23 protein-coding genes are annotated in these 25,547 nt (G+C 53.3%); 3 read left to right on the forward strand and 20 right to left on the reverse strand.

Going from position 1 to position 25,547, the window contains the following annotated elements; genetic code table 11:
• The first annotated feature begins 78 nt into the window (after positions 1-78).
• Together CKO_RS13560 and rof are read left to right on the forward strand one after the other, a co-directional pair.
• On the forward strand, positions 79-279 hold the full coding sequence (locus CKO_RS13560) for a YaeP family protein (RefSeq protein ID WP_012133967.1): 201 nt from the start codon (positions 79-81) through the stop codon (positions 277-279).
• Complete coding sequence (gene rof / locus CKO_RS13565) at positions 266-526, forward strand: Rho-binding antiterminator (protein WP_024130681.1); 261 nt, start codon at positions 266-268, stop codon at positions 524-526. The genes CKO_RS13560 and rof overlap by 14 nt, the downstream gene beginning before the upstream one ends.
• Before the next feature lie 83 nt (positions 527-609).
• On the opposite strand, the gene tilS is transcribed toward rof, so the two are convergent.
• The 20 genes from tilS to rpsB all read right to left on the reverse strand — a co-directional run bounded on the left by tilS (position 610) and on the right by rpsB (position 24,341).
• Complete coding sequence (gene tilS, locus CKO_RS13570; protein WP_024130682.1) at positions 610-1,926, reverse strand: tRNA lysidine(34) synthetase TilS; 1,317 nt, start codon at positions 1,924-1,926, stop codon at positions 610-612.
• 62 nt (positions 1,927-1,988) lie between these two features.
• Entirely contained in the window at positions 1,989-2,378 is a 390-nt protein-coding gene (locus CKO_RS13575; RefSeq protein WP_012133970.1) for a VOC family protein, read from the reverse strand.
• Between the two features lie 59 nt (positions 2,379-2,437).
• Entirely contained in the window at positions 2,438-4,576 is a 2,139-nt protein-coding gene (gene ldcC / locus CKO_RS13580; RefSeq protein ID WP_012133971.1) for a lysine decarboxylase LdcC, read from the reverse strand.
• A 129-nt stretch (positions 4,577-4,705) separates the two neighbouring features.
• Positions 4,706-5,665, reverse strand: coding sequence for an acetyl-CoA carboxylase carboxyl transferase subunit alpha (gene accA, locus CKO_RS13585; RefSeq protein WP_012133972.1), 960 nt, complete (start codon positions 5,663-5,665; stop codon positions 4,706-4,708).
• A 12-nt stretch (positions 5,666-5,677) separates the two neighbouring features.
• On the reverse strand, positions 5,678-9,160 hold the full coding sequence (dnaE, locus tag CKO_RS13590; protein ID WP_024130683.1) for a DNA polymerase III subunit alpha: 3,483 nt from the start codon (positions 9,158-9,160) through the stop codon (positions 5,678-5,680).
• A 36-nt stretch (positions 9,161-9,196) separates the two neighbouring features.
• Complete coding sequence (gene rnhB, locus CKO_RS13595) at positions 9,197-9,793, reverse strand: ribonuclease HII (protein ID WP_012133974.1); 597 nt, start codon at positions 9,791-9,793, stop codon at positions 9,197-9,199.
• On the reverse strand, positions 9,790-10,938 hold the full coding sequence (lpxB, locus tag CKO_RS13600; protein ID WP_012133975.1) for a lipid-A-disaccharide synthase: 1,149 nt from the start codon (positions 10,936-10,938) through the stop codon (positions 9,790-9,792). The genes rnhB and lpxB overlap by 4 nt, the downstream gene beginning before the upstream one ends.
• Entirely contained in the window at positions 10,938-11,726 is a 789-nt protein-coding gene (gene lpxA, locus CKO_RS13605; RefSeq protein ID WP_024130684.1) for an acyl-ACP--UDP-N-acetylglucosamine O-acyltransferase, read from the reverse strand. The genes lpxB and lpxA overlap by 1 nt, the downstream gene beginning before the upstream one ends.
• Positions 11,727-11,729: 3 nt before the next feature.
• Positions 11,730-12,185 (reverse strand): 3-hydroxyacyl-ACP dehydratase FabZ, encoded by a 456-nt coding sequence (fabZ, locus tag CKO_RS13610; RefSeq protein ID WP_003018528.1) that lies wholly within the window; start codon positions 12,183-12,185, stop codon positions 11,730-11,732.
• A gap of 103 nt (positions 12,186-12,288) precedes the next feature.
• A complete protein-coding gene (gene lpxD / locus CKO_RS13615; protein ID WP_012133978.1) occupies positions 12,289-13,314 on the reverse strand; it encodes a UDP-3-O-(3-hydroxymyristoyl)glucosamine N-acyltransferase in 1,026 nt (341 codons plus the stop codon).
• 3 nt (positions 13,315-13,317) lie between these two features.
• A complete protein-coding gene (skp, locus tag CKO_RS13620) occupies positions 13,318-13,803 on the reverse strand; it encodes a molecular chaperone Skp (protein ID WP_024130685.1) in 486 nt (161 codons plus the stop codon).
• A gap of 122 nt (positions 13,804-13,925) precedes the next feature.
• Positions 13,926-16,355 (reverse strand): outer membrane protein assembly factor BamA, encoded by a 2,430-nt coding sequence (bamA, locus tag CKO_RS13625; RefSeq protein ID WP_012133980.1) that lies wholly within the window; start codon positions 16,353-16,355, stop codon positions 13,926-13,928.
• A 31-nt stretch (positions 16,356-16,386) separates the two neighbouring features.
• The gene (rseP, locus tag CKO_RS13630) at positions 16,387-17,739 is read right to left on the reverse strand and encodes a sigma E protease regulator RseP (RefSeq protein ID WP_012133981.1); all 1,353 of its coding nucleotides are present in this window, start codon (positions 17,737-17,739) and stop codon (positions 16,387-16,389) included.
• Between the two features lie 11 nt (positions 17,740-17,750).
• Positions 17,751-18,608, reverse strand: a complete 858-nt coding sequence (gene cdsA, locus CKO_RS13635; RefSeq protein ID WP_012133982.1) for a phosphatidate cytidylyltransferase — start codon at positions 18,606-18,608, stop codon at positions 17,751-17,753.
• 12 nt (positions 18,609-18,620) lie between these two features.
• Positions 18,621-19,379, reverse strand: a complete 759-nt coding sequence (gene ispU, locus CKO_RS13640; RefSeq protein ID WP_024130686.1) for a (2E,6E)-farnesyl-diphosphate-specific ditrans,polycis-undecaprenyl-diphosphate synthase — start codon at positions 19,377-19,379, stop codon at positions 18,621-18,623.
• Positions 19,380-19,634: 255 nt separating this feature from the next.
• Positions 19,635-20,831 (reverse strand): 1-deoxy-D-xylulose-5-phosphate reductoisomerase, encoded by a 1,197-nt coding sequence (ispC, locus tag CKO_RS13645; protein ID WP_012133985.1) that lies wholly within the window; start codon positions 20,829-20,831, stop codon positions 19,635-19,637.
• Between the two features lie 95 nt (positions 20,832-20,926).
• On the reverse strand, positions 20,927-21,484 hold the full coding sequence (gene frr / locus CKO_RS13650; RefSeq protein ID WP_024130687.1) for a ribosome recycling factor: 558 nt from the start codon (positions 21,482-21,484) through the stop codon (positions 20,927-20,929).
• 272 nt (positions 21,485-21,756) lie between these two features.
• Positions 21,757-22,482 carry a UMP kinase gene (gene pyrH, locus CKO_RS13655; protein ID WP_012133987.1) on the reverse strand — a complete coding sequence of 242 codons (726 nt, stop codon included), beginning with the start codon at positions 22,480-22,482 and terminating at the stop codon, positions 21,757-21,759.
• Positions 22,483-22,629: 147 nt separating this feature from the next.
• The gene (gene tsf / locus CKO_RS13660; protein WP_024130688.1) at positions 22,630-23,481 is read right to left on the reverse strand and encodes a translation elongation factor Ts; all 852 of its coding nucleotides are present in this window, start codon (positions 23,479-23,481) and stop codon (positions 22,630-22,632) included.
• A 134-nt stretch (positions 23,482-23,615) separates the two neighbouring features.
• Positions 23,616-24,341, reverse strand: coding sequence for a 30S ribosomal protein S2 (gene rpsB / locus CKO_RS13665; RefSeq protein WP_012133990.1), 726 nt, complete (start codon positions 24,339-24,341; stop codon positions 23,616-23,618).
• A 324-nt stretch (positions 24,342-24,665) separates the two neighbouring features.
• Here rpsB and map point away from each other — a divergent pair, with 324 nt between their 5' ends.
• Positions 24,666-25,460: a type I methionyl aminopeptidase gene (map, locus tag CKO_RS13670; protein ID WP_012133991.1), complete on the forward strand. Its 795-nt coding sequence runs from the start codon at positions 24,666-24,668 to the stop codon at positions 25,458-25,460.
• Positions 25,461-25,547: the final 87 nt, after the last annotated feature.

Consider the following 25,547-nt stretch of genomic DNA (forward strand, 5'->3'; position numbering starts at 1 on the left):
CACCTTGCTAAACAGAGTTTATCTTCGTAGGCTTAGACTTGCATCCACGGTTAAGTCAGAGTGCTGACAGGAGGGCATGTGGAAAAATATTGTGAGTTAATACGCAAGCGGTATGCGGAAATCGCCAGCGGAGACTTAGGGTATGTCCCGGATGCGCTGGGTTGTGTATTGAAAGTGCTTAATGAAGTGGCAGCAGACGATGCCCTTTCAGAGTCGGTCAGGGAAAAGGCGGCATATGCTGCCGCGAACTTACTGGTGAGCGATTATGTCAATGAATGAAACGTATCAACCCATCAACTGCGATGATTACGATAATCTTGAGCTCGCCTGCCAGCATCATCTGTTACTGACGCTGGAACTTAAGGATGGAGAAGTTTTACAGGCGAAAGCCAACGATCTGGTGTCGCGCAAAAACGTGGAATATCTGATCGCGGATGTCGCCGGTGAAACACGCGAGCTGCGTCTGGACAAAATTACCAGCTTCAGTCATCCACAAATCGGTACTGTAATCGTCAGCGAATCCTGATTCTTTTGTTGCCGGATGGCGGTGCAAGCACCTTATCCGGCCTACTTTCCATGCGATACGTAGGCCTGATAAGCGCAGCGCCATCAGGCATTACGCGATGACGACGTCTCTTCCTTCCATTCCAGCCTGACGCCTGCTCTCTCCTCCGCCAGACCATCACAGGTAACAAAAATACCTGCGGCAGCAATCAACGTCTCGCCATAAAACAGCAGCGGCGTGGTATCCCGCCGCCAGGGCGGTACGCCCAGCTCCTGCCAGATTTTCTTTAGCTTACGCCCGCCATTGCGCCCGATAATATGCAGTAACCCAGATGCCTTAAAGCGTATGCTAACCGGCTCGTCGGCACGCGGCATGCGCAGGTCGTCTCCTGGAACGAGCCGCACCGTCCCAAGTCCAACGGGCAGCGATAACGGTGTTTGCCACGATGACCACGGGATCACCGTCGCGCTTTGGCCGGTAACGGATTTTATCCACCATAGCTGTGACTGATAACGGCGAATGTCGTACTCGCCAAAGCGCAAACAGGGAGCGGCGTCCTCACGCGCCAGCGCCACCTCCTGCCAGATACGTTCCAGCCCGTCTCGGGAAGGCATCGGCGCATGCTTCGCGGCCAGCCAGCGGCGCAATAGCGCAGCACGTCGCGGGCCGCTCATCGCCATTAACGGCGCTAACTGCAATGCTCCATCAGCGGTGATACAGCCCGCTAAATCCTCTGCCAGAAGCTCATCCAGCAGGCGCTCCTGTTCTGCGCAAAGCGCGGCGCTACGGGCAGTCGCTTCAGCAAAATGCGGCCAGCGTTGTTGCAGCAGCGGTAGCACCCTAAGGCGCAGGAAATTACGATCGTAGACATCATCCTGATTGCTTTCATCCTCAATCCAGCGCAGCGCATAGCGTTTTGCCCACTGCTCCAGCGCCGCACGGGTTTCCCCAAGTAACGGGCGGATCAGCTGCGTTCCGGCAAACGACGAGCGTTCCCCCATAGCGGACAATCCCGCCGGGCCGCTGCCACGCTTCAACGCCAGCAGAAACGTTTCACATTGATCGTCAAGATGCTGGGCCGTGACCAGGACTTCACCGGGATGCAGCGCCTGCGCAAAGGCCGCGTATCGCGCCTGGCGCGCCTGAGCCTCAATCCCCAACCCCTCATCCTGAAGCTGCACTCGTCGGACAACCAGCGGCACCTGCCACTGCTGGCACACAGCCTCGCAATGCGTCACCCAACTATCGGCATGGGAGCTTAACCCATGATGAATATGGATGGCGCGCAGCGTGACATCAGGCTGCTGTTCTCGCCATTGCACCAGTTGATGCAGCAGTACGGTAGAATCCAGCCCGCCGCTAAAGGCCACCAGAATCTGGCGGTATGGCAGGAGTGACGCGTTCAGGGTGAGTGTTGTCATGATCATTGCTTAACTGTGGCACTGCCCGGCACGTTACCGGGCAGAAACCGTGATGACAAGCTTTACTGCTCATACAGTTCGAGCGGCAGTCCGTCTGGATCGTTGAAAAAGGTAAAACGTTTATTCGTAAACGGGTCAACGCGAACCGGCTCGCATTTAACGTTGTTCGCCTCCAGATGCGCTACCGCTTTGTCTACGTCTTCCACGCTGAACGCCAGATGCCGCAGACCGCAGGCCTCCGGTCGGCTCGGTCGCGCAGGCGGGAAGGGAAAAGAAAAAAGCTCAATCACATATTGCCCGTTTAACGCCAGGTCGCCTTTCCAGGAATCACGTTCTTCCCGGTACGCTTCACTCAACAGCGTGAAGCCCAGTACGTCACAATAAAACGTTTTGCTCGCCGCATAATCCGTCGCAATAATCGCAATATGGTGAACCTGTTTTAATCCCAGCATAGCGTCTCCTTAATGTGTTATCAGCACGTTACCCGCCTTGCCGTCGCGAGGGCAAGCCATCATGCCGTTTTTAAGACTCTCACTCGGTAAACGCCATCCTCATCCTGTTTTGCGCCATGAATATCGGTCTCAAAGCCAGGGTAATGGTGGCCGATGGAACACAGCATCAGCAGAAAATCGAGTACCGCACGGCTCGCTTCGGTGATCATCTCCCCCGGCATCAGCAACGGCACGCCAGGCGGATACGGCAGCACCATACTGGCGGAAATACGCCCCACCAGTTGATCAATCGCGATAGTCTCCACTTCGCCTTTTATCTGCCTCTGCCAGGCCTGATGCGGCGTCATTTTCATTTCGGGCAATGTGTCGAACGCCCGTAGCATCAACCCGGAAAGATCGTGCTGGCGGATCAGTTTATGGATACCCTGCGCCAGATCCTGAATCCGCATATTACGATAAAAATCGGGATCTTCGGCGTACAGATCCGGCAGCATATTTTTAACGCGCAGATTAAGATCGTAAGCGCGTTTAAACTCCGTCAGGCCGCGCAGCAATCCCATCGCCCGGGTTTTATCAATACCAATACTGAACAGGAACAGCAGGTTATAAGGCCCGGTTTTTTCTACCACCACGCCGCGCTCATCAAGGAACTTCGCCACCAGCGCGGCGGGGATCCCCTCCTCGCTCATGTTACCCTGCTCATCCATACCGGGCGTCAAAATGGTGACTTTCACCGGATCGAGAAACATATGGTCGGCATCCGCATCGGTAAAACCGTGCCACTCCTCGCCGGGCGCAACGGGCCAGCATTCCGCTTCATCCACCTCTTCCGGTTGCCAGATATCAAAGAACCAGCCTTCCGACTCTTCGCGCAGCCGCTGTACCTCTTTGCGAAAATGAAGCGCCCGCTCCACGGAGCGATTGATCAATCGTTTACCCGGATTGCCACGCAGCATTGCCGCAGCCGTCTCAATCGACGCCACGATGGGGTAGCTTGGCGATGTTGAGGTGTGCATCATAAACGCTTCATTAAAGGTATCTTCATCGTAATCCCCTTTAATGTGAATAAGCGATGCCTGAGACAGCGCCGCCAGCATTTTATGCGTCGACTGCGTTTCGAAGATGACTTTTCCCGGCACCCGCTCGCCGCTCATCCCGCTTTTCCCCTGATAAATCGGGTGAAAATGGGTATAGGGCACCCAGGCCGAGTCGAAATGGATCGAAGGGACATCCAGCGTTTGTTTAATCCAGTTGGTGTTGTACAGCAGGCCGTCATAGGTCGAGTTGGTGATAACCGCATGTACCGGCCACTGCGCCTGCGCCGTCTCCGAAACCTTATGTTCAATACTCTCACGCGTAAATTCACGCTTAGGAATGCCCCCCAGAATACCGAGTGCGTTGCGCGTGGGTTTCAGCCAGAGGGGCACCACATCGCTCATCATCAACAGGTGCGCGAGAGATTTATGGCAGTTACGGTCAATCAGCAGCGTGCTGCCCGACGGCGCCGCGTACATGCCGACAATTTTGTTCGATGTGGAGGTGCCGTTGGTCACCATATAACTCTGCTCGGCGCCGAAGGTGCGGGCAATATACTCTTCCGCCTCCAGGTGCGGCCCGGTATGGTCCAGCAGCGAACCCAGTTCGGTCACGGAAATAGACACATCCGCTTTTAGCGTATTCCCTCCGAAGAAGTCATAAAACAGACAGCCAATCGGGCTTTTCTGGTAAGCGGTTCCCGCCATATGTCCCGGCGTACAGAAGGTATACTTCCCTTCCTTCACATAGGTAAACAGCGCCCGGGTGAACGGCGGCGTGATGTTATCAAGGTATTCATTCGTATACTGGCGGATGCGGGTTGCAATATCTTCTGACTGGCCGAGCGCGTATTCAAAAAACCACAGTGCCATACGCATATCATGCACGCTGACATCCATCGTCGAATGCGTATTGATAAACGCATACAACGGCAGGTATTCATTTAGCTGGTTGATATCGCTACACAAATCGAGGCTGTACTCATCCCAGTCAAAAATGACGCCACAGATTCGCGGATTGTGTTCAATGAATTTCAGCAGGTCGACGCTATTTTGCGGCCAGATAATCTGAAACCCCTGAGACTGTAGGGCAAGCTCAAGTTCCTTGATGGGTTCGTCTTTATAAAAAACGCCATGCGGCCCCATGATGGCAATGATATTCATGCGTTCCTCCTGGAAAAACCTTAGCTAATCATAGCCTGGTCAAACCGCAGATAAAAAAAAGGGCCACAAAATGTGACCCTTTTTACTCCATGTCCGATAAGCGCAAGCGCCATCGGGCATTGATGATATTTACGCGTAGCCGTAGCTCATCAGGCGCTGATAACGACGGTTTTTCAAATCGTCTTTGCTCAACACGTCGAGATCGGCGAGATCGGCCAGCAGTTGCGCTTTCAGAGAAGCCGCCATCGCTTCCGGGTTACGGTGCGCGCCACCCAGCGGTTCCTGAATGATGGAATCAATCAGCTTCAGCTCTTTCAGGCGCGGCGCGATAATACCCATCGCTTCGGCGGCCAGCGGCGCTTTGTCCGCGCTTTTCCACAGAATGGACGCACAGCCTTCCGGGGAGATAACGGAATAGGTGCTGTACTGCAACATATTCACTTTATCGCCCACGCCAATCGCCAGCGCGCCGCCGGAACCCCCTTCGCCAATAACGGTACAAATCACCGGTACGCTCAGGCGTGACATTTCACGCAGGTTACGGGCGATCGCTTCAGACTGACCGCGTTCTTCCGCGCCCACGCCAGGGTAAGCGCCAGGGGTGTCGATAAAGGTAATGATCGGCATGTTGAAACGCTCAGCCATTTCCATCAGACGCAGCGCTTTGCGATACCCTTCAGGTGCCGGCATGCCGAAGTTACGACGGATTTTCTCTTTCGTTTCACGGCCTTTCTGATGACCAATAATCATCACTGGACGACCATCCAGACGCGCGATGCCGCCGACGATAGCTTTATCATCCGCATAGGCGCGATCGCCCGCCAGTTCGTCAAATTCATCAAACGCCAGGCGAACATAATCCAGGGTGTATGGACGTTGCGGATGGCGCGCCAGTTGAGCAACCTGCCATGCGCCAAGATCGGCAAAGATTTTGCGCGTCAGTTCTACGCTTTTTTCACGCAGACGATGCACTTCTTCATCGATATTAATATCCAGTTTCTCGTCCTGGCGGCTTACCGCTGTCAGAGAATCGATTTTCGCTTCCAGCTCTGCAATCGGCTGTTCAAAATCAAGGAAATTCAGACTCATAGTATTCCTGTATTAGTCAAACTCCAGTTCCACCTGCTCCGAACCAATGAGGCCACGGAGATCGTTTAGCAAACGATCGCTCGGAGAGACACGCCACGTCGCGCCAAAACGCAACCGCGCGCGTGCATCCGCCCTCTGATAGTAGAGATGTACTGGAATTGTCCCCGAGCGGTGGGGTTCCAGAGACTGACGGAGTCGGTTTAAAAGCTGGTCATCAATTTGCCTGTCCGTCAGCGAGATAGCAAGCCCGCGAGCATATTTTTCCCGGGCTTCGTCAATATCCATGACTTCACGGGCCATCATTTTAAGCCCGCCGCTGAAGTCATCAAAGCTGACCTGTCCGCTGACGATAAGTATGCGGTCTTTTTCCAGCAATTGCTGATATTTATCCAGAGCGTCGGTAAACAGCATAACCTCCAGACGTCCAGAGCGGTCATCCAGCGTACAGATGCCGATACGATTGCCGCGCTTGGTGACCATAACCCTTGCAGCAATCACGAGCCCCGCAGCCGTGGTGACTTTACCACGTTCTGTCGGATGCATGTCTTTCAGCCGGTAGCCTCCGACATAGCGCTCAATTTCTTTTAAATACTGATTGATAGGGTGTCCCGTCAGGTAAAGCCCCAACGTTTCACGTTCCCCGTCCAGCACCACCTGTTCCGGCCACGGCTGGCAGCTGGCATAGGATTGTTCAATTTGTTCCGGCTCTTCCGCCAGTACGCCAAACATATCCGCCTGCCCAATCGCTTCCGCTTTGGCATGCTGATCGGCGGCTTTCAGCGCGTCGCCCAGCGAGTTCATCAGCGCGGCGCGGTGCGGCCCAAGGCGGTCAAACGCCCCGGACATGATCAGTTTTTCCAGTACCCGGCGGTTGAGCTTTTTCGTGTCCGTGCGGGCGCATAAATCAAACAGCTCGCGGAAGTAACCGTCTTTATTGCGCGCCTCGATGATAGCTTCAATCGGGCCTTCACCCACGCCTTTGATCGCGCCGATGCCGTAAACAATTTCGCCGTCGTCGTTAACGTGGAAGTGATACAGCCCTGAGTTGATATCCGGCGGCAGGATTTTAAGCCCCATGCGCCAGCATTCATCCACCAGACCGACCACTTTTTCGGTGTTGTCCATATCGGCGGTCATTACCGCCGCCATAAACTCTGCCGGGTAGTGCGCTTTCAGCCACAGCGTCTGGTAAGACACCAGCGCATAGGCGGCGGAGTGCGATTTGTTAAACCCGTACCCGGCGAACTTTTCCACCAGGTCGAAGATTTTTATCGCCAGCTCGCCGTCGATGCCGTTCTTTCTGGCGCCCTCTTCAAAGACGGAACGTTGTTTCGCCATCTCTTCCGGCTTTTTCTTACCCATCGCACGACGCAGCATATCCGCGCCGCCAAGGGTGTAACCGGAAAGCACCTGGGCAATCTGCATAACCTGTTCCTGGTACAGGATGATGCCGTAGGTCGGCTCCAGTACGGGTTTCAGGCTTTCATGCTGCCATTGCACGTCTGGATAGGAAATCTCTTCACGGCCATGCTTACGGTCGATGAAGTTATCCACCATGCCCGACTGCAACGGGCCGGGGCGGAACAACGCCACCAGCGCGATCATATCTTCGAAGCAGTCAGGTTGCAGACGCTTAATCAGATCTTTCATGCCACGGGATTCAAGCTGGAAGACCGCCGTGGTTTCCGAGCGTTGCAGCATGTCGAAACTTTTCTTGTCATCCAGCGGGATCGCCGCGATATCCAACGGCGGTTCGCCATTCTTCTCGCGGCGGGCGTTGATCATCTCCAGCGCCCAGTTAATGATGGTGAGCGTGCGCAGCCCCAGGAAGTCGAATTTGACCAGCCCGGCGTATTCCACGTCGTTTTTATCAAACTGCGTTACCGGGTGCTGACCGGCCTCATCACAGTACAGCGGCGCAAAATCGGTGATTTTAGTCGGCGCGATAACCACGCCACCGGCGTGCTTACCGGCGTTACGCGTGACGCCTTCCAGCTTGCGCGCCATATCGATCAGCGCTTTAACTTCCTCATCCGCCTCGTAAATTTCCGGCAGTTGCGGTTCCGCCTCAAACGCTTTCGCCAGCGTCATGCCCGGGTCAGGCGGCACCAGTTTCGAGATACGATCCACGAAACCATATGGGTGCCCCAGCACGCGCCCCACATCGCGGATAACCGCTTTCGCCGCCATCGTACCGAAGGTAATAATCTGAGATACCGCATCGCGGCCGTACATGTCCGCTACGTGTTCGATAACCTGGTCGCGTTTCTCCATGCAGAAGTCAACGTCGAAGTCAGGCATGGAGACACGTTCCGGGTTAAGGAAACGTTCGAACAGCAGGTCGAATTCCAGCGGATCAAGGTCGGTAATTTTCAGCGCATAGGCCACCAGCGACCCCGCACCGGAACCGCGCCCCGGCCCTACCGGTACGCCGTTATCTTTCGACCACTGGATAAACTCCATCACGATGAGGAAGTAGCCAGGGAACCCCATCTGGTTAATAACCTGAAGTTCAATGTCCAGACGTTCGTCATAGGGGGGACGCTTCTCTTTACGCACCGCTTCGTCAGGGAACAGGAATTCGAGACGTTCTTCCAGACCCTCTTTCGATTTCTTGACCAGGAAGTCTTCGGTGGTCATGTCGCCCGTCGGAAACTGCGGCAGGAAGTATTCGCCCAGACGGACGGTCACGTTACAGCGTTTGGCTATCTCAACGCTGTTTTCCAGCGCTTCCGGGATGTCGGAGAACAGTTCGCACATCTCGTCTTCGCTACGCATATATTGCTGCGGCGAATAGTTACGCGGGCGTTTAGGATCGTCGAGCGTAAAACCATCGTGAATAGCCACGCGGATTTCGTGCGCGTCAAAGTCCTCGCTGTTAATAAAGCGGACATCATTCGTTGCGACAACCGGCAAGCCACGCGTTTCCGCCAGCTCAACCGCCGCATGCAGATACGTTTCCTCATCCTGCCGACCCGTGCGGATCAGCTCCAGATAGTAGCGGTCGGAGAAATGTTCTTCATAGAAGGCGACGCATTCGTCCACCAGCGCACTGTTGCCGCGCAACAAACTGCGGCCCACATCGCCCATCCGGCCACCGGAAAGCAAAATCAGACCGTCTTTTAATTCAGTCAGCCATTCCCTGTCGATCACCGGCCCTTCTGCGCCGTAGCCACGCTGATAGGCTTTTGAGATCAACAGAGTAAGATTCTGATAGCCCGTATTATTTGCCGCCAGCACGGTCAACTGGCAAAGTTCATCTCCCAGCGGAGTGCCGCGAACATGGAAATCAGCGCCGACAATGGGCTTAATCCCTGCGCCGTGGCCCGTTCCGTAGAACTTCACCAGACCGCAAAGGTTGGTAAAATCGGTGATCGCCAGCGCAGGCATGCCTAACGCGGCCGCCTTTTTTACCAGCGGCCCGGTTTTCGCCAGCCCATCGATCATGGAGTAGTCGCTGTGCACCCGCAGGTGGACGAAACGTGGTTCAGACATCTTCAGATTCCCGTTTACTTAATCTCGACACAAGAATCAGGACGCGAGTCCCAGGGCGCGTTTGACAGGAGCAAAACTACGTCGATGATGCTCCGTCGCACCATGTTCAGCAAGCGCCGCCAGATGAAAAGCGGTCGGATACCCTTTGTGCTGGGCAAAACCATACTGTGGGAAAATACCGTCCAGCGCCGCCATTTCGGCATCGCGCGTCACTTTCGCAATAATAGATGCCGCGCTGATCTCGGCCACACGGCTGTCGCCTTTCACCACCGCCATAGAGGGCACGGGCAGTGCCGGACAGCGGTTGCCGTCAATCAGCACATATTCCGGCGCAATATGCAAACCGGCAACAGCGCGCTGCATCGCCAGCATCGTGGCGTGCAAAATATTTAGTTCATCAATTTCATGAGGTTCCGCGCGTCCCAGACTCCAGCTTAACGCTTTTTCTTTGATTTCATCATACAGCGCCAGACGGCGCTTTTCTGAGAGCTTCTTGGAATCATTGAGACCCACGATTGGGCGAGCCGGATCGAGGATCACAGCGGCCGTCACCACCGCGCCGACCAGCGGGCCGCGTCCAACCTCATCCACACCCGCGACCAACTGCGTATGCGGATAAACAAATTCGATCATTGTGCTAACTCCAGGACAGCGTCCGCCGCTTGCTCATCGGCATTGCAACGGATTTGCTGGTGCAACTCGCGGAAGGTGTCATGCATCGCATGGCTGGTTTTGCCATTCGCCAGCAGCGGCAGCAAGGCCTCTGCAAGCGCATGCGGCTCACACTCTTCCTGCAACAGCTCTTTGACTAATTCTCTTCCCGCCAGCAGATTAGGCAGCGAAACATAATCGGTCTTTACCAGGCGCTTCGCCAGCCAGAAGGTAAAGGGTTTCATCCGATACCCCACCACCATCGGGCATTTCGCCAGCATACACTCCAGCGCCGCCGTACCAGACGCCAGCAATGCGGCGTCGCTGGCCACCATCGCTTCACGTCCCATTCCGTCGAGCAGATGCACGGAAAGCTCCGGCGCAACCTCAGCTTTAATGCGCTCAAACTGCTCGCGGCGTTTGGCGTTCACCAGCGGTACGACAACTTCAAGGTCAGGATAGGTCTGACGCAGCAGCTGCGCGGTTTTCAGGAAGTCCGCGCTCAGCATCTCCACTTCCGCGCCACGGCTACCGGGCAGTAGCGCCAGGCAGTGTGCATCATGCGAGATTCCCAGCACATCACGCGCGGCGTTTTTATCCGGGTCCAGCGGCATAGCGTCCGCCATCGTATGCCCGATAAAACGGCATGGCACGTTAAACTTGTCGTAAAACGCTTTTTCGAAAGGCAGAAAAGCCAGCACCATATTGGTGGATCTGCCTATTTTGAAAACGCGTTTCTGTCGCCACGCCCAGACGGACGGACTGACATAATGGATGGTTTTTATACCCTGCTTTTTCAGGTTGCCTTCAAGGGTAATATTGAAGTCCGGCGCATCAATGCCGACAAAAACATCCGGCTGAAGCTCGGTAAAGCGGCGGGTCAAATCGGCACGAATATGCAATAAGCGACGCAGGCGACCAAGCACTTCAACAATGCCCATTACCGCCAGCTCTTCCATCTCATACCAGGCTTCGCAGCCCTCAGCCTGCATACGCGGCCCCGCCACGCCGACGAAACGCGCGTTGGGCACGCGCGCCTTCAGCGCGCGAATTAAGCCTGCACCAAGAATATCGCCGGAGGTTTCTCCGGCGACCAGGGCTATCGTTAAGGGACGCTGTTCCGCCATTAACGAATCAGACCGCGCGTTGAGCGGGCAAAGAAATCGCTAAAGAGTTGCACTTCCGGGTACTGCTTCGCCAGTTCGGCAATTTCCGGTTTAGCTTCATCCAGCGTTTTGCCGCTGCGGTACAACGCTTTGTAAGCGTTGCGGATCGCGGTGATCGCTTCGCGGGTGAAACCGCGACGCTTCAGCCCTTCGATGTTAACGCCAAACGGCGTCGCGTGATTGCCCTGAGCAATAACGTACGGCGGAACGTCCTGAGCAACGCCAGAACAGCCGCCAACCATCACATGTGCGCCAATGGTGCAGAACTGGTGCACTGCGGTCATGCCGCCGATGATGACAAAATCATCCAGCGAAACGTGGCCCGCAAGCGTAGCGTTATTGGCCAGAATACAGCGGTTGCCTACTGTACAATCGTGCGCCACATGGGCATTGATCATCAGTAAGTTATCGCTGCCCACCTTCGTCAACCCACCACCCTGCACTGTGCCACGATGAATGGTGACGCTTTCGCGAATGCGGTTACGATCGCCAATTTCCACACGGGTCGGTTCGCCAGCATATTTCAGATCCTGGTTTACTTCACCGATGGAGGCGAACTGATAAATCTCGTTATCGCGACCAATTTTTGTATGGCCATTCACGACAACGTGAGACTTCAGTACGGTACCCTCACCAATTTCGACATGGGGTCCAACAATACAAAAAGGACCAATATGAACATTAGCGCCAATACAGGCGCCGTCTTCCACAATGGCGGTTGGATGAATAAAGGCGGATTTATCAATCACGTATCAGGCCTCCCGGCTACGAGCACACATCATGGTTGCTTCGCACACGACTTTGCCATCGACCAGAGCAACCCCTTTAAAGCGGGTCAGGCCACGGCGCGTTTTCTCGAAAGTCACTTCCATGATCATCTGATCGCCAGGCACGACAGGACGCTTAAAGCGCGCTTCGTCAATACCCGCGAAGTAATACAGTTCACCCGGCTCCAGTTTTCCAACGCTTTTAAACGCCAGAATCCCTGTTGCCTGCGCCATCGCTTCCAGAATCAGCACACCCGGAAAAATCGGTTTACCCGGGAAATGGCCCTGGAAGAAAGGCTCATTTACGGAGACATTCTTCACTGCGCGCAGAAAACGACCTTCTTCAAAGTCCAGCACACGGTCAACCAGCAAAAACGGAAAACGGTGCGGCAGAAGTTCTAAAATCTCTTCAATATGCAGAGTATGAGTGTTAGTAGTCAAAATACTCTTCCTGTCCAAATATACTAAAAGGCAATAATAACACGGCCTGCCGCAATCATATGAATGTGACAGGCCGTAAAAGGATGGCACTACAGGTGGAACGCTAGTCTTGTTGATTAACCTTGCGCTCAATCGCTTTGAGACGCTTGCTCATATCATCAATGTTCATCACCAGTGCAGCGGTTTTACGCCATACTTTGTTAGGCTGCAACGGAATGCCTGAAGAATAGACGCCAGGCTCAGTGATAGGACGCATGACCATCCCCATACCCGTCACCGTGACTTTATCGCATATTTCCATATGCCCGTTAATCACACTGGCCCCGCCAATCATGCAGTAACGGCCAATCTTCAGGCTGCCCGCCATAATGACGCCACCGGCAACCGCCGTATTGTCGCCAATCACAACGTTATGTGCAATCTGGCACTGGTTATCAATGATAACGCCGTTGCCGATCACAGTGTCATCCAGCGCGCCACGGTCAATCGTCGTACAGGCGCCGATCTCAACACGATCGCCAATAATGACGCGACCAAGCTGCGGGATCTTCACCCAGTTACCCCGATCGTTAGCGTAACCAAAACCGTCTGCGCCGACGACAGTGCTCGACTGGATCAGGCAATTCTCACCGATCTGAATGTCGTGGTAAATCGTTACATTCGCCCACAGACGCGAACCTGCACCGATTTTTGTGTTTTTCCCGACGAAGCAACCTGCGCCGATAATCACGTTATCGCCCAGTTCTACGCCAGACTCAATGACCGCATTCGCGCCAACTGAAACATTGTTACCCAGCGTCGCTGTCGCATCGATCGCTGCACTCGGTGCAATATTCTGCGCAGGCTGCGGCGTGGTATCTAAAATTTGCGCCATTCGCGCATACGTCAGGTAGGGGTTCTTCACTACCAACGCAGCACTCTTAGCAAAAGGAAGATCGTCCTGCGTCATGACAACGGCAGAAGCCTGGCATACGCCTAAGTGTTCACGGTATTTAGGATTCACCATGAACGTGATGTGGCCTGTTTGCGCAGATTGCATGGACGCAACGCCGGTGATGACGATATCGCCATCACCGTGTAATTCTGCATCCAACTGCTCTGCTAAATCAGCCAGTCGAATTGAAGGCATTACTTATTTAACCTGTTTCAGTACGTCAGCAGTGATGTCTTTCACGTCGCTGCTGTTATAAGCAACGGTGTTGGCATCAACGACCAGATCGATGCTCTGGCTGTTAGCAACGGATTTCACAGCAGTCTGGATACGGGTAACCAGTTTGCCACGCTCTTCGTTGGAACGACGCGCGCGATCCTGTTCAAAAGCCTGGGCTTTCTGAGAGAAAGTCTGGCGTTGAGCCATCACGTCTTTTTCCAGCTTAGTACGTTCGCTACCTGCTTTCATGGACTGCAAACGCTGCATTTTAGATTGCAGATCGGTTTCCATACGCTGCAATTCGCTGGCACGGCCTTTGAACTCGTTTTCCAGCGTGTTAGAAACACCCGTCTTCTGTGCGACCTGTTGGAACAGGCTACCCATATTAACGATCGCAATTTTGTCAGCAGCCTGTGCGGACGTTACCATCGCTAAACCGAGACCTGCAGCTAATAACCACTTTTTCACAATAAACTCCTTACCATCCCATTTGTGCCCGCAGGCACAGTTCTTTGCGTGGCCAGGCGATCTCAGACGAGATCGCCAAAAGTCATCGCTACACTACCATTACATTCCTTTGCACAGAACAATTACCAGGTCTTACCAATGTTAAACTGGAACTGTTCCGATTTGTCTCCATCGTACTTTTTGAACGGCTGGGCGTAGGAGAAGACCAACGGCCCCAATGGGGACATCCATTGTAATGCGATACCAGCAGACATACGGATATTACTCGGATCGCTGTAGTCCGGGTAACCGGCATACGCGTTCGAATCCCAGTTCGTATCCCAGACAGTACCTACGTCCCAGAAGAAGGAGGTACGAACCGAGTTAGCGTACTTGTCGCTAATAAACGGCGTCGGGGTGATGAATTCGAGGCTGGCGACAGCCATAGCGTTACCGCCTACTGCGTCATCAGACTTACATGGCGCAGTTTCAGTGCTCTTACAATCGTTATCGTAGTCGTCATCACCGTCATGACGGCTGCTCGCCGGGTAGTACACCGCTTTTGGACCGATAGTATTGGACTGGAAGCCACGCACGGTGCTTGAGCCACCGGCATAGAAGTTCTCATAGAACGGCATCTCTTTGCCGCCAATACCGTCACCATAACCCCAACGAGTACGACCCAGAACTACCCATTTGTGATCGTCATCGATCGGCACATAGGTCGCGGTATCCAGCGTCGCTTTGTAGTATTCGTTATCAGAGCCCGGGATGGTCACTTTACCATTCAGGTTGACACGCGTACCTTCCGTCGGGAAGAAGCCACGGTCCAGCTTGTTATAAGTCCAACCGTAGTTGAAGGTGAAGTCGTTAGCACTGAATGAGTTGCGGTCATTCGTATTGGACGGATATTCACCCATCGAGTTCAGGTAACGCCACATGGCAACCTGCGGCTGCATGTTGGACAAGGAGTTATGTACATAACCTAAACCTGCACGCAGCGTGTTGTACTCGTTAATCGGGAAGCCCAGCGTAACGTCCGTACCATAACTTTTGTTGGTATAGTCGGACAGATCCGCATCATCTGCCTGGAAGTCATTATAGAAGATACGGCCGCCGAGGCTGACGCCATCAACGGTGAAGTATGGGTTAGTGACAGACAGTTCAGTATAGGTCTGGTAGTCGTTTTTGGTTCCGTTAATACCCACGGAATAACCCGTACCTAACCAGTTGTCCTGCTGAACGCCCGCCTGGAAGCTCACGCCGCTTTCTGTGCCGTAACCAATACCGAAGTTAAAGCTACCGGTGTTACGCTCTTTCACTTTATAGACGACGTCAACCTGGTCCGGGCTGCCCGGAACGCGCTGCGTGTCGGTATCGACGGTTTCAAAGTAACCCAGACGGTTCAGACGCTCTTTACCCTGATCGACCAGATCGCTGCCTAACCATGCCCCTTCCATCTGGCGCATTTCGCGACGCAGGACGGAATCTTTCGAGGTGTCGTTGCCTTCAAAACGGATCTTACGCACGTAGAAACGGTTACCCGCATCAACGTTCACACGTAATTTAACGGTTTTGTCGGCATCATTGATTTCAGGCTGCGACTGCACGCGCGGGTAGGCATAGCCATAACGACCAAGAAGTTTCTTGATGTCGTCTTCCATTTTGGTCACTTTGGTACCGTTATAGAGTTCGCCTGGTTCGATCTTCGTCAGGTTCTCAATCTCGGCGGAGTGTCCAGCCAGGTTACCGCTCACCTGCACACCGGAAAGCTTGTACTGATCGCCTTCGGTGATATTAACGGTGATGTAGATGCCTTTCTTATCCGGCGTCAGGCTGACCTGCGTCGAATCGATGTTGAAACGGGCATAACCACGATCCAGATAGTAGCTGCGCAGCGTCTCAAGGTCGCCAGCCAGTTTCTGTTTCTGGTATTTACGATCGCCCACGACGTTCCACCACGGCACTTCATCGCGCAGCTGGAAGTGAGAAATGAGTTCGTCAGTGCTGAAGGCATGGTTGCCGACGATATTGATCTGTTGGATCTTCGCCGATACACCCTCCTGGAACACCAGTTTGAGGTCCACACGGTTACGCGGCAACGGCGTGACGACCGCTTTTACGCTGGCGCTGTATTTACCAACGCTGTAGTAGAAGTCTTCCAGTCCTTTTTCGATATCAGAGAGCGTGGTGCGATCCAGTGATTCGCCAACACGCACGCCAGACGCCTCAAGGTTCTGCTTCAGCATGTCATCTTTCACCGATTTGTTACCGGAGAAAGTGATGCTGGCAATCGTCGGACGTTCTTTTACCTGAACCAGAAGCGTATCACCATCGCGCAGGACGCGGACATCCTCGAAGTTGCCAGTGGCGAACAGAGCACGAATGGTATTACTGATATCTTCATCATTAACCGTGTCGCCTGTGCGCACCGGCATACTGAGGAGGGCCGCACCAACGGCGACTCGCTGTAGGCCTTCGAAATGAATGTCCTTCACCACGAACCCTTCAGCACCGTATACGGTGGCGCTGCTAAACAGCAGCGACGCTATGAGCAACTTTTTCATCGCCATCGTTATTATGCGTTCTTCCTAACTAACTCTCTTACAACCGAGAGAAATCATTGAAAAGTGCAAGCCCCATTAACAACACCAGCAAAATCGCGCCAATGCGGTAACTAAAGTCTTGAACCCGCTCGGATACCGGCCCGCCCTTCAGCTTTTCAATCGCCAGGAACAGCAGATGCCCCCCGTCAAGAACGGGCAGCGGAAACAGGTTGATTATCCCTAAGTTCACGCTGATAAGCGCAAGAAACATCAGGTAATAAATGCCCCCAAATTCCGCTGACATCCCAGCCCCCTGAGCGATAGAAATCGGCCCACTGAGGTTGTTCAGTTTCACATCACCGGTTATCAATTTTCCCAGCATACTGACCGTCAGCTTCATCAACTGCCACGTCTTGTCCGTGGCTTCGAGGATGGCGCTGAATGGCCCATACTGGCGTACAGTCTTGTACTCATCCGGCAGAGGAATAATTTTAGGCACAACACCCGCAAAACCTTCTGCCTTTCCGTTAACCGGCTTTGTATCCGGGATTAACGTCAAAGACAAGGAACTCCCCTGCCTTTCAATTTCCAGCGCTAACGGCTTATCTGGATTGTTGCGCACAAGCGTCACAAACGTCATCCATTGCGTTAACGACTGACCATCGACTTTAACGATCCTGTCGCCTGCTTGCAAACCCGCCTTACTTGCAGCGGAGTTCGCCTGCACTTCTGACAGCACCGGTTCGATCTGTGGACCACGCGGCCGAATCCCTAAAGAAGATACAGGATCTTCTTTATCTGGCTCAAATGCCCAGTGGCGCAAATCTAACGTTTTATCCTGGCGCTGATTACTGCCGAACGGCGCCACGCTGATTGTCGTACGCTCATCGCCGATTTTGGACACCAGCTGTAAGCGCACCGCATCCCAATCAGGGGTTTCGATGCCATCAATGGCTTTAAGTTCCGTACCAGGAAGAATTTGCGCTTGAGCGGCAATCGAGTTGGGTGTTATTTCACCAACCACCGGACGAACGCCAGGGACGCCGATGATAAAAACCAGCCAGTAGGCAAAAATAGCGAAAAGAAAATTTGCAATCGGACCTGCGGCGATAATCGCCGCCCGCTGTCCCACGGTTTTATTGTTGAAAGCGTGGTGGCGCAGTTCCGGCACAACCGGCTCAGCGCGCTCATCCAGCATTTTGACGTAACCGCCGAGGGGAATCATGGCGATCACATATTCCGTACCGTATCGATCGGTACGCCGCCAAAGCGCTTTCCCAAAACCGATAGAAAAGCGCTCGACACGAACACCGCAGCGCCGGGCAACCCAGAAATGACCAAATTCATGCACGGTGATAAGCACACCCAGTGCGACGATGAATGCAGCCAGATTCCAGAGAATACTCAGCATAAAACCTTCCGTTAGAGTGTCCTGAATACCAGTAACAACAGGCAAGCAAAGACCGGTACTGCCGCCGTCAGGCTATCAATACGATCCAGAATACCACCATGCCCTGGGATCAAGTGACCACTGTCCTTAATTCCTGCTTCACGCTTAAACATGCTCTCAGTCAGATCGCCCAGCACTGACGCCAGGGCCGCGATGACAGAACAAATCAGTAAGGTTGAAGGCGCAACATCCAGATTCGCCCACATGCCGTAACCCCATGAAATCACGGCGGCAGTCGCGAGTCCGCCAATAAAGCCCTGCCAGGTTTTACCAGGAGAAACCTTTGGCGCAAGTTTATGTTTGCCGAACAGTTTGCCAAACATATATGCCCCGGAGTCTGCCCCCCAGACGAGGATCATGACATAGAGCAGCCATATGGCGCCACTGTAATGATTCTCATCATAGTGCCAGGCGCGCAGCGCCAGCATTCCCCAAAAAAAAGGAATGATGGTTAACACCCCGAAAATTACGCGTAATGTCTTTGAATTACGCCAGATCGCCGCCGAACCGGGATAAAATAACACCAGTAATAATGCAACGACCCACCAGCCCAACGACGCCCAAAGCGAAACCTCAACAAGCGGTTGATGAATGTTGCGGTGATATTCAGGCAGCAAAAACAGCATCAGCGCCAGCAATAACCCGCACAGCACCGCCAGCCAGACCCGCTGAGTACGCGTGGTAAAACCGCTTAACTGTCCCCATTCCCAGGCGGCCAGCATACAAACGACCAGCGTGACAATGGCGAACCCCACCGGCGGAAGTAAAAAAAGCGCCGCGATGACAACGGGTATTAAAACAAAAGCAGAAATCAGGCGATACTTCAGCAAAAGCGACCCCCATCAGGCTTTTTCATCACCGGGCTCGGTGCCGCCGAAACGACGCTCTCGATTGGCAAAGGCATGCAGCGCCCCTTCAAAGTCTTGTTCATCGAAATCGGGCCAAAGAACATCAGTAAAGTAAAGTTCGGCATAGGCAATTTGCCAAAGCAAAAAGTTACTAATGCGATGCTCTCCCCCAGTCCTAATTACTAAATCTACAGGAGCCAGTTCATGCATACAGATTTTCTGGTTTAGCATCTCTTCGTCAATCTGATCAGGGCGCAGCAGTCCTTCCTGCACCTGTTCTGCCAGTTGCCTGACTCCCTGGACAATATCCCAACGTCCGCCATAATTCGCCGCGATATTCAGCGTCAGCCCGGTATTCTGGGCGGTAAGCGCTTCAGACTTGCGAATACGGTCTTGCAAACGCGAGTTAAATCGACTGGTGTCGCCAATAATGCGCAGGCGAACGTTATGGCGATGCAGGCTTTTTACTTCGCTATCCAGCGCCCACACGAACAGCTCCATTAACGCACTCACTTCCTGCGCTGGTCGGTTCCAGTTCTCACTGCTAAAGGCATACAGCGTTAACGCATCAATACCGTTGTTGGCAGCGAAAGATACGGCCCGACGGACGGATTTTGCTCCGGCCTTATGCCCAAAGGCGCGAATCTTCCCTTGCTTTTTCGCCCAGCGGCCATTGCCATCCATAATGATTGCTACATGGCGACAGCCATGTGCTGGCAAATTTTCGCTTAATGGTTGAGTTGCAGACAACATAACGCGTTTTTAGTCCCTGAAAGGATTTAACGGTACTCAGGAATACTGAAGCCTTTTGCGCTTCATCCTTCAGGCTGCCTCTTCGTTGGCTATGAATGATGCAACCTGAATGATTTTGTGCATCCACAAAAAAGCCGTGTCAAACCACGGCTTACCTGACCGCATAAAGCCAAATATCTGCGATCGGGTGGCGCAGACTATATCACTGAAGCCCAACGCTAACAAATAGCACGATCCTGTGTAGAGGGATTATCATCAGCTTGCGAGTCGCATCACCTGTTTTCTGGCGACGTCACGCGCGACGGCATCAACCCTGAGAACGTCGTCAACGCTTCCCGGTTCCTGCAAATCCATTTTCTCCAGCACAGATAAATTGAGCTCAGCAATATCTGTAAAGCGAATCTCTTCAGCCAGAAATGCGGCGACGGTGATTTCATTCGCCGCATTCAGCGCGGTTGTCGCGGCCTGACCTTGCTCAAACGCGTCCATCGCCAGTTTCAGGCACGGATAGCGCTGATAGTCCGGCGCAGAGAACGTCAACGCACTGAGCTTGCAAAAATCGAGCGGCTTCACGCCAGAGTTCACGCGATTCGGCCACGCCATCGTATGCGCGATTGGCGTACGCATATCCGGCTCCCCCAGTTGCGCCAGAACGCTGCCGTCCTGATAACGCACCATTGAGTGAATAACCGACTGCGGGTGAATCAACACGTCCATCTGGCTTGCGCTGGCGTTAAACAACCAACGCGCTTCAATGTATTCCAGACCTTTATTCATCATGGTGGCGGAATCGACGGAAATTTTTCGTCCCATAGACCAGTTCGGATGACGACATGCCTGATCGGGCGTCATGGCCGCCAGATCGCACAATGGCGTTTCACGAAAAGGGCCACCAGACCCGGTAAGCAAAATCGACATCACGCCATTTTGCTCCAGCTCAGCGTATCCCAGATCGTTTTGAATAGGTTGGGGCATACTCTGAAAAATCGCGTTATGTTCGCTATCTACCGGTAAAAGCCGGGCTTTACTGCGTTTCACCTCGTCCATAAACAGACGCCCGCAGGTAATCAGCGACTCTTTATTGGCAAGCAGGATGGTTTTACCGGCGCGAATCGCCGCAAGCGTAGGCAGCAGACCTGCCGCGCCCACGATAGCCGCCATCACCTGATCGACCTCATCCAGCGCAGCCATATCGCAGGCGGCCTGTTGTCCGCTCAGGACGTCAGTGCGGCTTCCATGTTCCAGAAGCGCAGTTTTCAGCCGTTGAGCGCTCTGTTCATCGTCCATCACCGCATAACGCGGCGAAAACTCCAGGCACTGCTCTACCATACGGGTGACATTTTTACCCGCAACCAGCGCGACAACACGGAAGCTTTCAGGATTATGGCGCACCACATCCAGCGTGCTGCAACCAATAGAGCCGGTCGAGCCCAGAATGGTTAGTTGCTTCATGAAACGTCCAGAAGAATTGAGACAGGATAGAAAGCAAAACGCCGCCCGGAAGACCCGTCAGGGTCAACCAGCGGCGTTTTAGTCGTACAGGAAAATCAGAACTGCATCAGTTCCGCTTCTTTTTCCGTCAGCGCCGCATCAACTTTCTTGATGGCAGCGTCAGTCAGTTTCTGTACTTCGTCCTGAGATCGGCGATCGTCATCTTCGCTGATCTCTTTATCTTTCAGCAGCGCTTTTACTTTGTCGTTCGCATCACGGCGTACGTTACGCACGGCAACACGCGCCTGCTCTGCTTCGCCACGAACGATTTTGGTCAGGTCTTTACGACGTTCTTCAGTCAGCGGCGGCAGCGGAACACGGATATCGCTACCCGCAGAACTCGGGTTCAGGCCGAGGTCAGAAGCCATAATCGCTTTCTCAACCGCCGGGCTCATGGAGCGATCGAACACGTTGATTTTCAGCGTGCGGGAGTCTTCTACCGTTACGCTCGCCAGCTGACGCAGCGGAGTCGGCGTGCCGTAATATTCCACGACAATGCCATCCAGCAGGCTGGGAGAAGCACGACCCGTGCGAATTTTGCTGATTTGGTTTTTAAACGCTTCAACGCATTTTTCCATGCGTACTTCAGCATCTTTTCTGATATCGCTAATCACGTTACGAATCCTTGAAAACTAGTCTCAGTCGACCAGACAATCACACAATACACTTCATCCTTCAGGCTGCCTCTGCGTTGGCTGCGAACGTTCTTCCCTGCCACGTACCAGTGTACGCGCCTCGGGATTCACGCTCTTGCCGCCGTGATGCAGCATGAATGATTTCGTGTATACAGAGTATGCTCAGTATAGTCTCGTTTAATTCATGCCACAGGATATATAAATCCTGCCGGGTAAAGGCGAATCTTACCCGGAATTGGCCATCACGGGAATTATTCCGTGATTAAAGTCCCTTCTTTTTCGCCCATCACGACGCGACGCAGCGCGCCCGGCTTGTTCATATTGAAGACACGAATTGGCAATTTGTGGTCACGAGCCAGCGTGAACGCGGCCAGATCCATCACTTTCAGCTCTTTATCCAGCACTTCGCCGTAAGTGAGTTGCTCATACATCGTGGCGGACGGATCTTTGGCCGGGTCCGCAGTAAATACGCCATCGACTTTCGTGGCTTTCAGCACCACATCCGCTTCAATTTCGATACCGCGCAGGCAAGCCGCAGAGTCGGTGGTGAAGAAGGGGTTGCCGGTGCCCGCAGACAGGATAACCACACGGTTATTACGCAGCAGACTAATGGCTTCTGCCCAGCTGTAGTTGTCACACACGCCATTCAGCGGAATAGCGGACATCAGGCGGGCGTTCACATAGGCGCGGTGGAGCGCATCGCGCATCGCCAGACCGTTCATCACGGTGGCCAGCATGCCCATGTGGTCGCCCACAACGCGGTTCATACCCGCTTTCGCCAGACCAGCACCACGGAACAGGTTACCGCCACCAATCACCACACCAACCTGAATGCCCAGTTCCACCAGTTCTTTGATTTCCTGAGCCATACGATCCAGTATGCTTGCATCAATACCGAAGCCTTCCGAACCCTGCAGAGCTTCGCCACTCAATTTAAGCAGAATACGTTTATAGACGGGTTTTGCATTGGTAGCCATGTTTCTTTCCTGAGACTGTCAACGATTGAGATGAGTTAATTCCGGCGACATTGTATGTCGCTTTTCAGCGCAGCCACTATAGGGGTTGGCTGAATTTACAAGATGGACGCAAAAAGAAGCCGCCCTCAGGCGGCTCCTTTTCGACAATTAAGACTGCTTGGACATCGCAGCAACTTCTGCTGCAAAGTCAGTCTCAACTTTCTCGATGCCTTCGCCCACTTCAAAGCGGATGAAGCCAGTTACGTCGGCGTTGTGCTCTTTCAGCAGCTGACCAACAGATTTGCTCGGTTCCATAACGAAAGGCTGACCGGTCAGAGAAACTTCGCCGGTGAATTTCTTCATGCGGCCTTCAACCATTTTCTCTGCGATTTCTTTCGGCTTACCAGACTGCATCGCGATGTCCAACTGTACCTGGTATTCTTTCTCTACCACTTCAGCAGACACGTCTTCCGGCTTAACGAACTCAGGCTTGCTTGCAGCAACGTGCATTGCCAGCTGTTTAACCAGCTCTTCGTCAGCGCCTTTAGCCGCAACCAGAACACCGATGCGCGCACCGTGCTGGTAAGAACCCAGAACGTCGCCTTCCAGGGAAGCAACACGGCGAATGTTGATGTTTTCACCGATTTTTGCCACCAGAGCAACGCGCTCTTCTTCGAACTGTGCTTTCAGCACGTCAACGTCAGTGATTTTGCCAGCAACAGCGGCGTCCAGCACTTTGTCAGCAAATGCCTGGAAACCAGCATCTTTAGCAACGAAGTCAGTCTGGCAGTTAACTTCCAGAATGATGCCGTAGTTGCCGTCGATTTTGGTTTTGATCACGCCGTCAGCAGCAACGTTGCCTGCTTTTTTCGCTGCTTTGATCGCACCGGATTTACGCATGTTTTCGATTGCCAGCTCGATGTCGCCATTCGCTTCAGTCAGTGCTTTTTTGCAATCCATCATGCCTGCGCCAGTACGCTCACGCAGCTCTTTTACCAGGGATGCGGTAATTTCAGCCATTCTAAAATCCTCGGAAGATTTGATCTGCCCGGCATCAAACCGCACAGATTTAAAAGTGAAAAAGGGGCCTAAAGGGCCCCTAACCAAACGTGATACTACCTGGTTTATAAGGGGGCTCGAACGAGCGTGCCTTATTATTCAGCTTCTACGAAGCTTTCTTCCGCCTGAGAAGCCAGATCCTGAGAACGGCCTTCACGAACGGTTGCAGCTACAGCGCCCAGGTACAGGCTAACAGCACGGATTGCGTCGTCGTTACCCGGGATAACGAAGTCAACACCGTCCGGATCAGAGTTGGTATCAACGATAGCAAATACCGGGATACCCAGGTTGTTTGCTTCTTTGATAGCAATGTGCTCGTGGTCAGCATCGATAACGAACAGTGCGTCCGGCAGGCCGCCCATGTCTTTGATACCGCCCAGGCTGTTTTCCAGTTTCTCAAGCTCACGAGTGCGCATCAGCGCTTCTTTTTTGGTCAGCTTTTCGAAAGTACCGTCCTGAGACTGAGTTTCCAGGTCTTTCAGACGTTTGATGGACTGACGAACGGTTTTCCAGTTAGTCAGCATACCGCCCAGCCAGCGATGGTTCACGAAGAACTGGTCGCAGCTGTTAGCAGCGTCTTTCACCGCTTCGCTTGCAGCACGTTTAGTACCAACGAAAAGGATTTTACCTTTGCGAGAAGCAATCTTGTTCAGTTCAGCCAGCGCTTCGTTGAACATCGGTACCGTTTTCTCAAGGTTGATGATGTGAACTTTGTTACGCGCACCGAAGATGAACGGCTTCATTTTCGGGTTCCAGTAACGGGTCTGGTGACCGAAGTGAACACCAGCCTTGAGCATGTCGCGCATGGAAACAGTTGCCATGATTAAAACCTCTATATATAAAAGTTGGGGTTATGCCTCCACGTATCCCATATTACCGACCCCAAAGGGCACCCCGGAATATGTGCCGATACGTGTGTGTTGTTACACAAAGTGAGATTTGTCGCTTCAGTCCATCTTGTGTAGTCTTCGAATGGAACGGAAGTCCGGCGCGCTTTATACCACAAATACGCCGCGGACACCAATAATTGTTGGCTCGATGTGCTGTTAATGATTCTCAATTTGGCAGGCTACGCTTTGGACTGATACCATTGACAGCACTTACACAATTATTGTCGAAATAATCGACACCGATGGACAGAATTCATGGCTATCTCAATCAAGACCCCTGAAGAAATCGAAAAAATGCGCGTCGCTGGCCGCCTGGCCGCTGAAGTGCTGGAGATGATCGAACCGTATATCAAACCGGGCGTCAGCACCGGGGAACTGGATCGCATCTGCAACGACTACATCGTCAATGAACAACACGCGATCTCCGCTTGCCTCGGCTACCACGGTTATCCGAAATCCGTTTGCATCTCCATTAATGAAGTGGTGTGCCACGGTATCCCGGACGACGGCAAATTGCTGAAAGACGGCGATATCGTCAATATCGACGTAACCGTAATTAAAGATGAATACCACGGCGATACGTCAAAAATGTTTATCGTCGGCAAACCGACGATTCTGGGCGAGCGCCTGTGCCGTGTAACCCAGGAAAGTCTGTATCTGGCGCTGCGAATGGTCAAACCGGGCATCCGTCTGCGCACGCTGGGCGCGGCCATTCAGAAATACGCGGAAGGCGAAGGCTTCTCTGTCGTTCGCGAATATTGCGGTCACGGGATTGGGCGCGGCTTCCATGAAGAACCGCAGGTTCTGCACTACGATGCGGACGACGGCGGCGTGGTTCTGCAACCGGGAATGACGTTCACCGTTGAACCGATGCTGAACGCCGGTGATTACCGCATCCGCACCATGAAAGACGGCTGGACGGTAAAAACCAAAGACAGAAGCTTGTCTGCGCAGTACGAGCATACTATTGTGGTAACCGAAAACGGCTGTGAAATTCTGACGTTACGCAAGGATGACACCATCCCGGCGATTATCACGCACGACGCATAAACTTTTGCCTGATGGCGCTACCGCTTATCAGGCCTACAATCAGCGTTTACCCGTAGGCCGGATAAGGCGTTAACGCCGCATCCGGCT

It is taken from the genome of Citrobacter koseri ATCC BAA-895 (assembly GCF_000018045.1).
GTDB lineage: Bacteria > Pseudomonadota > Gammaproteobacteria > Enterobacterales > Enterobacteriaceae > Citrobacter_B > Citrobacter_B koseri.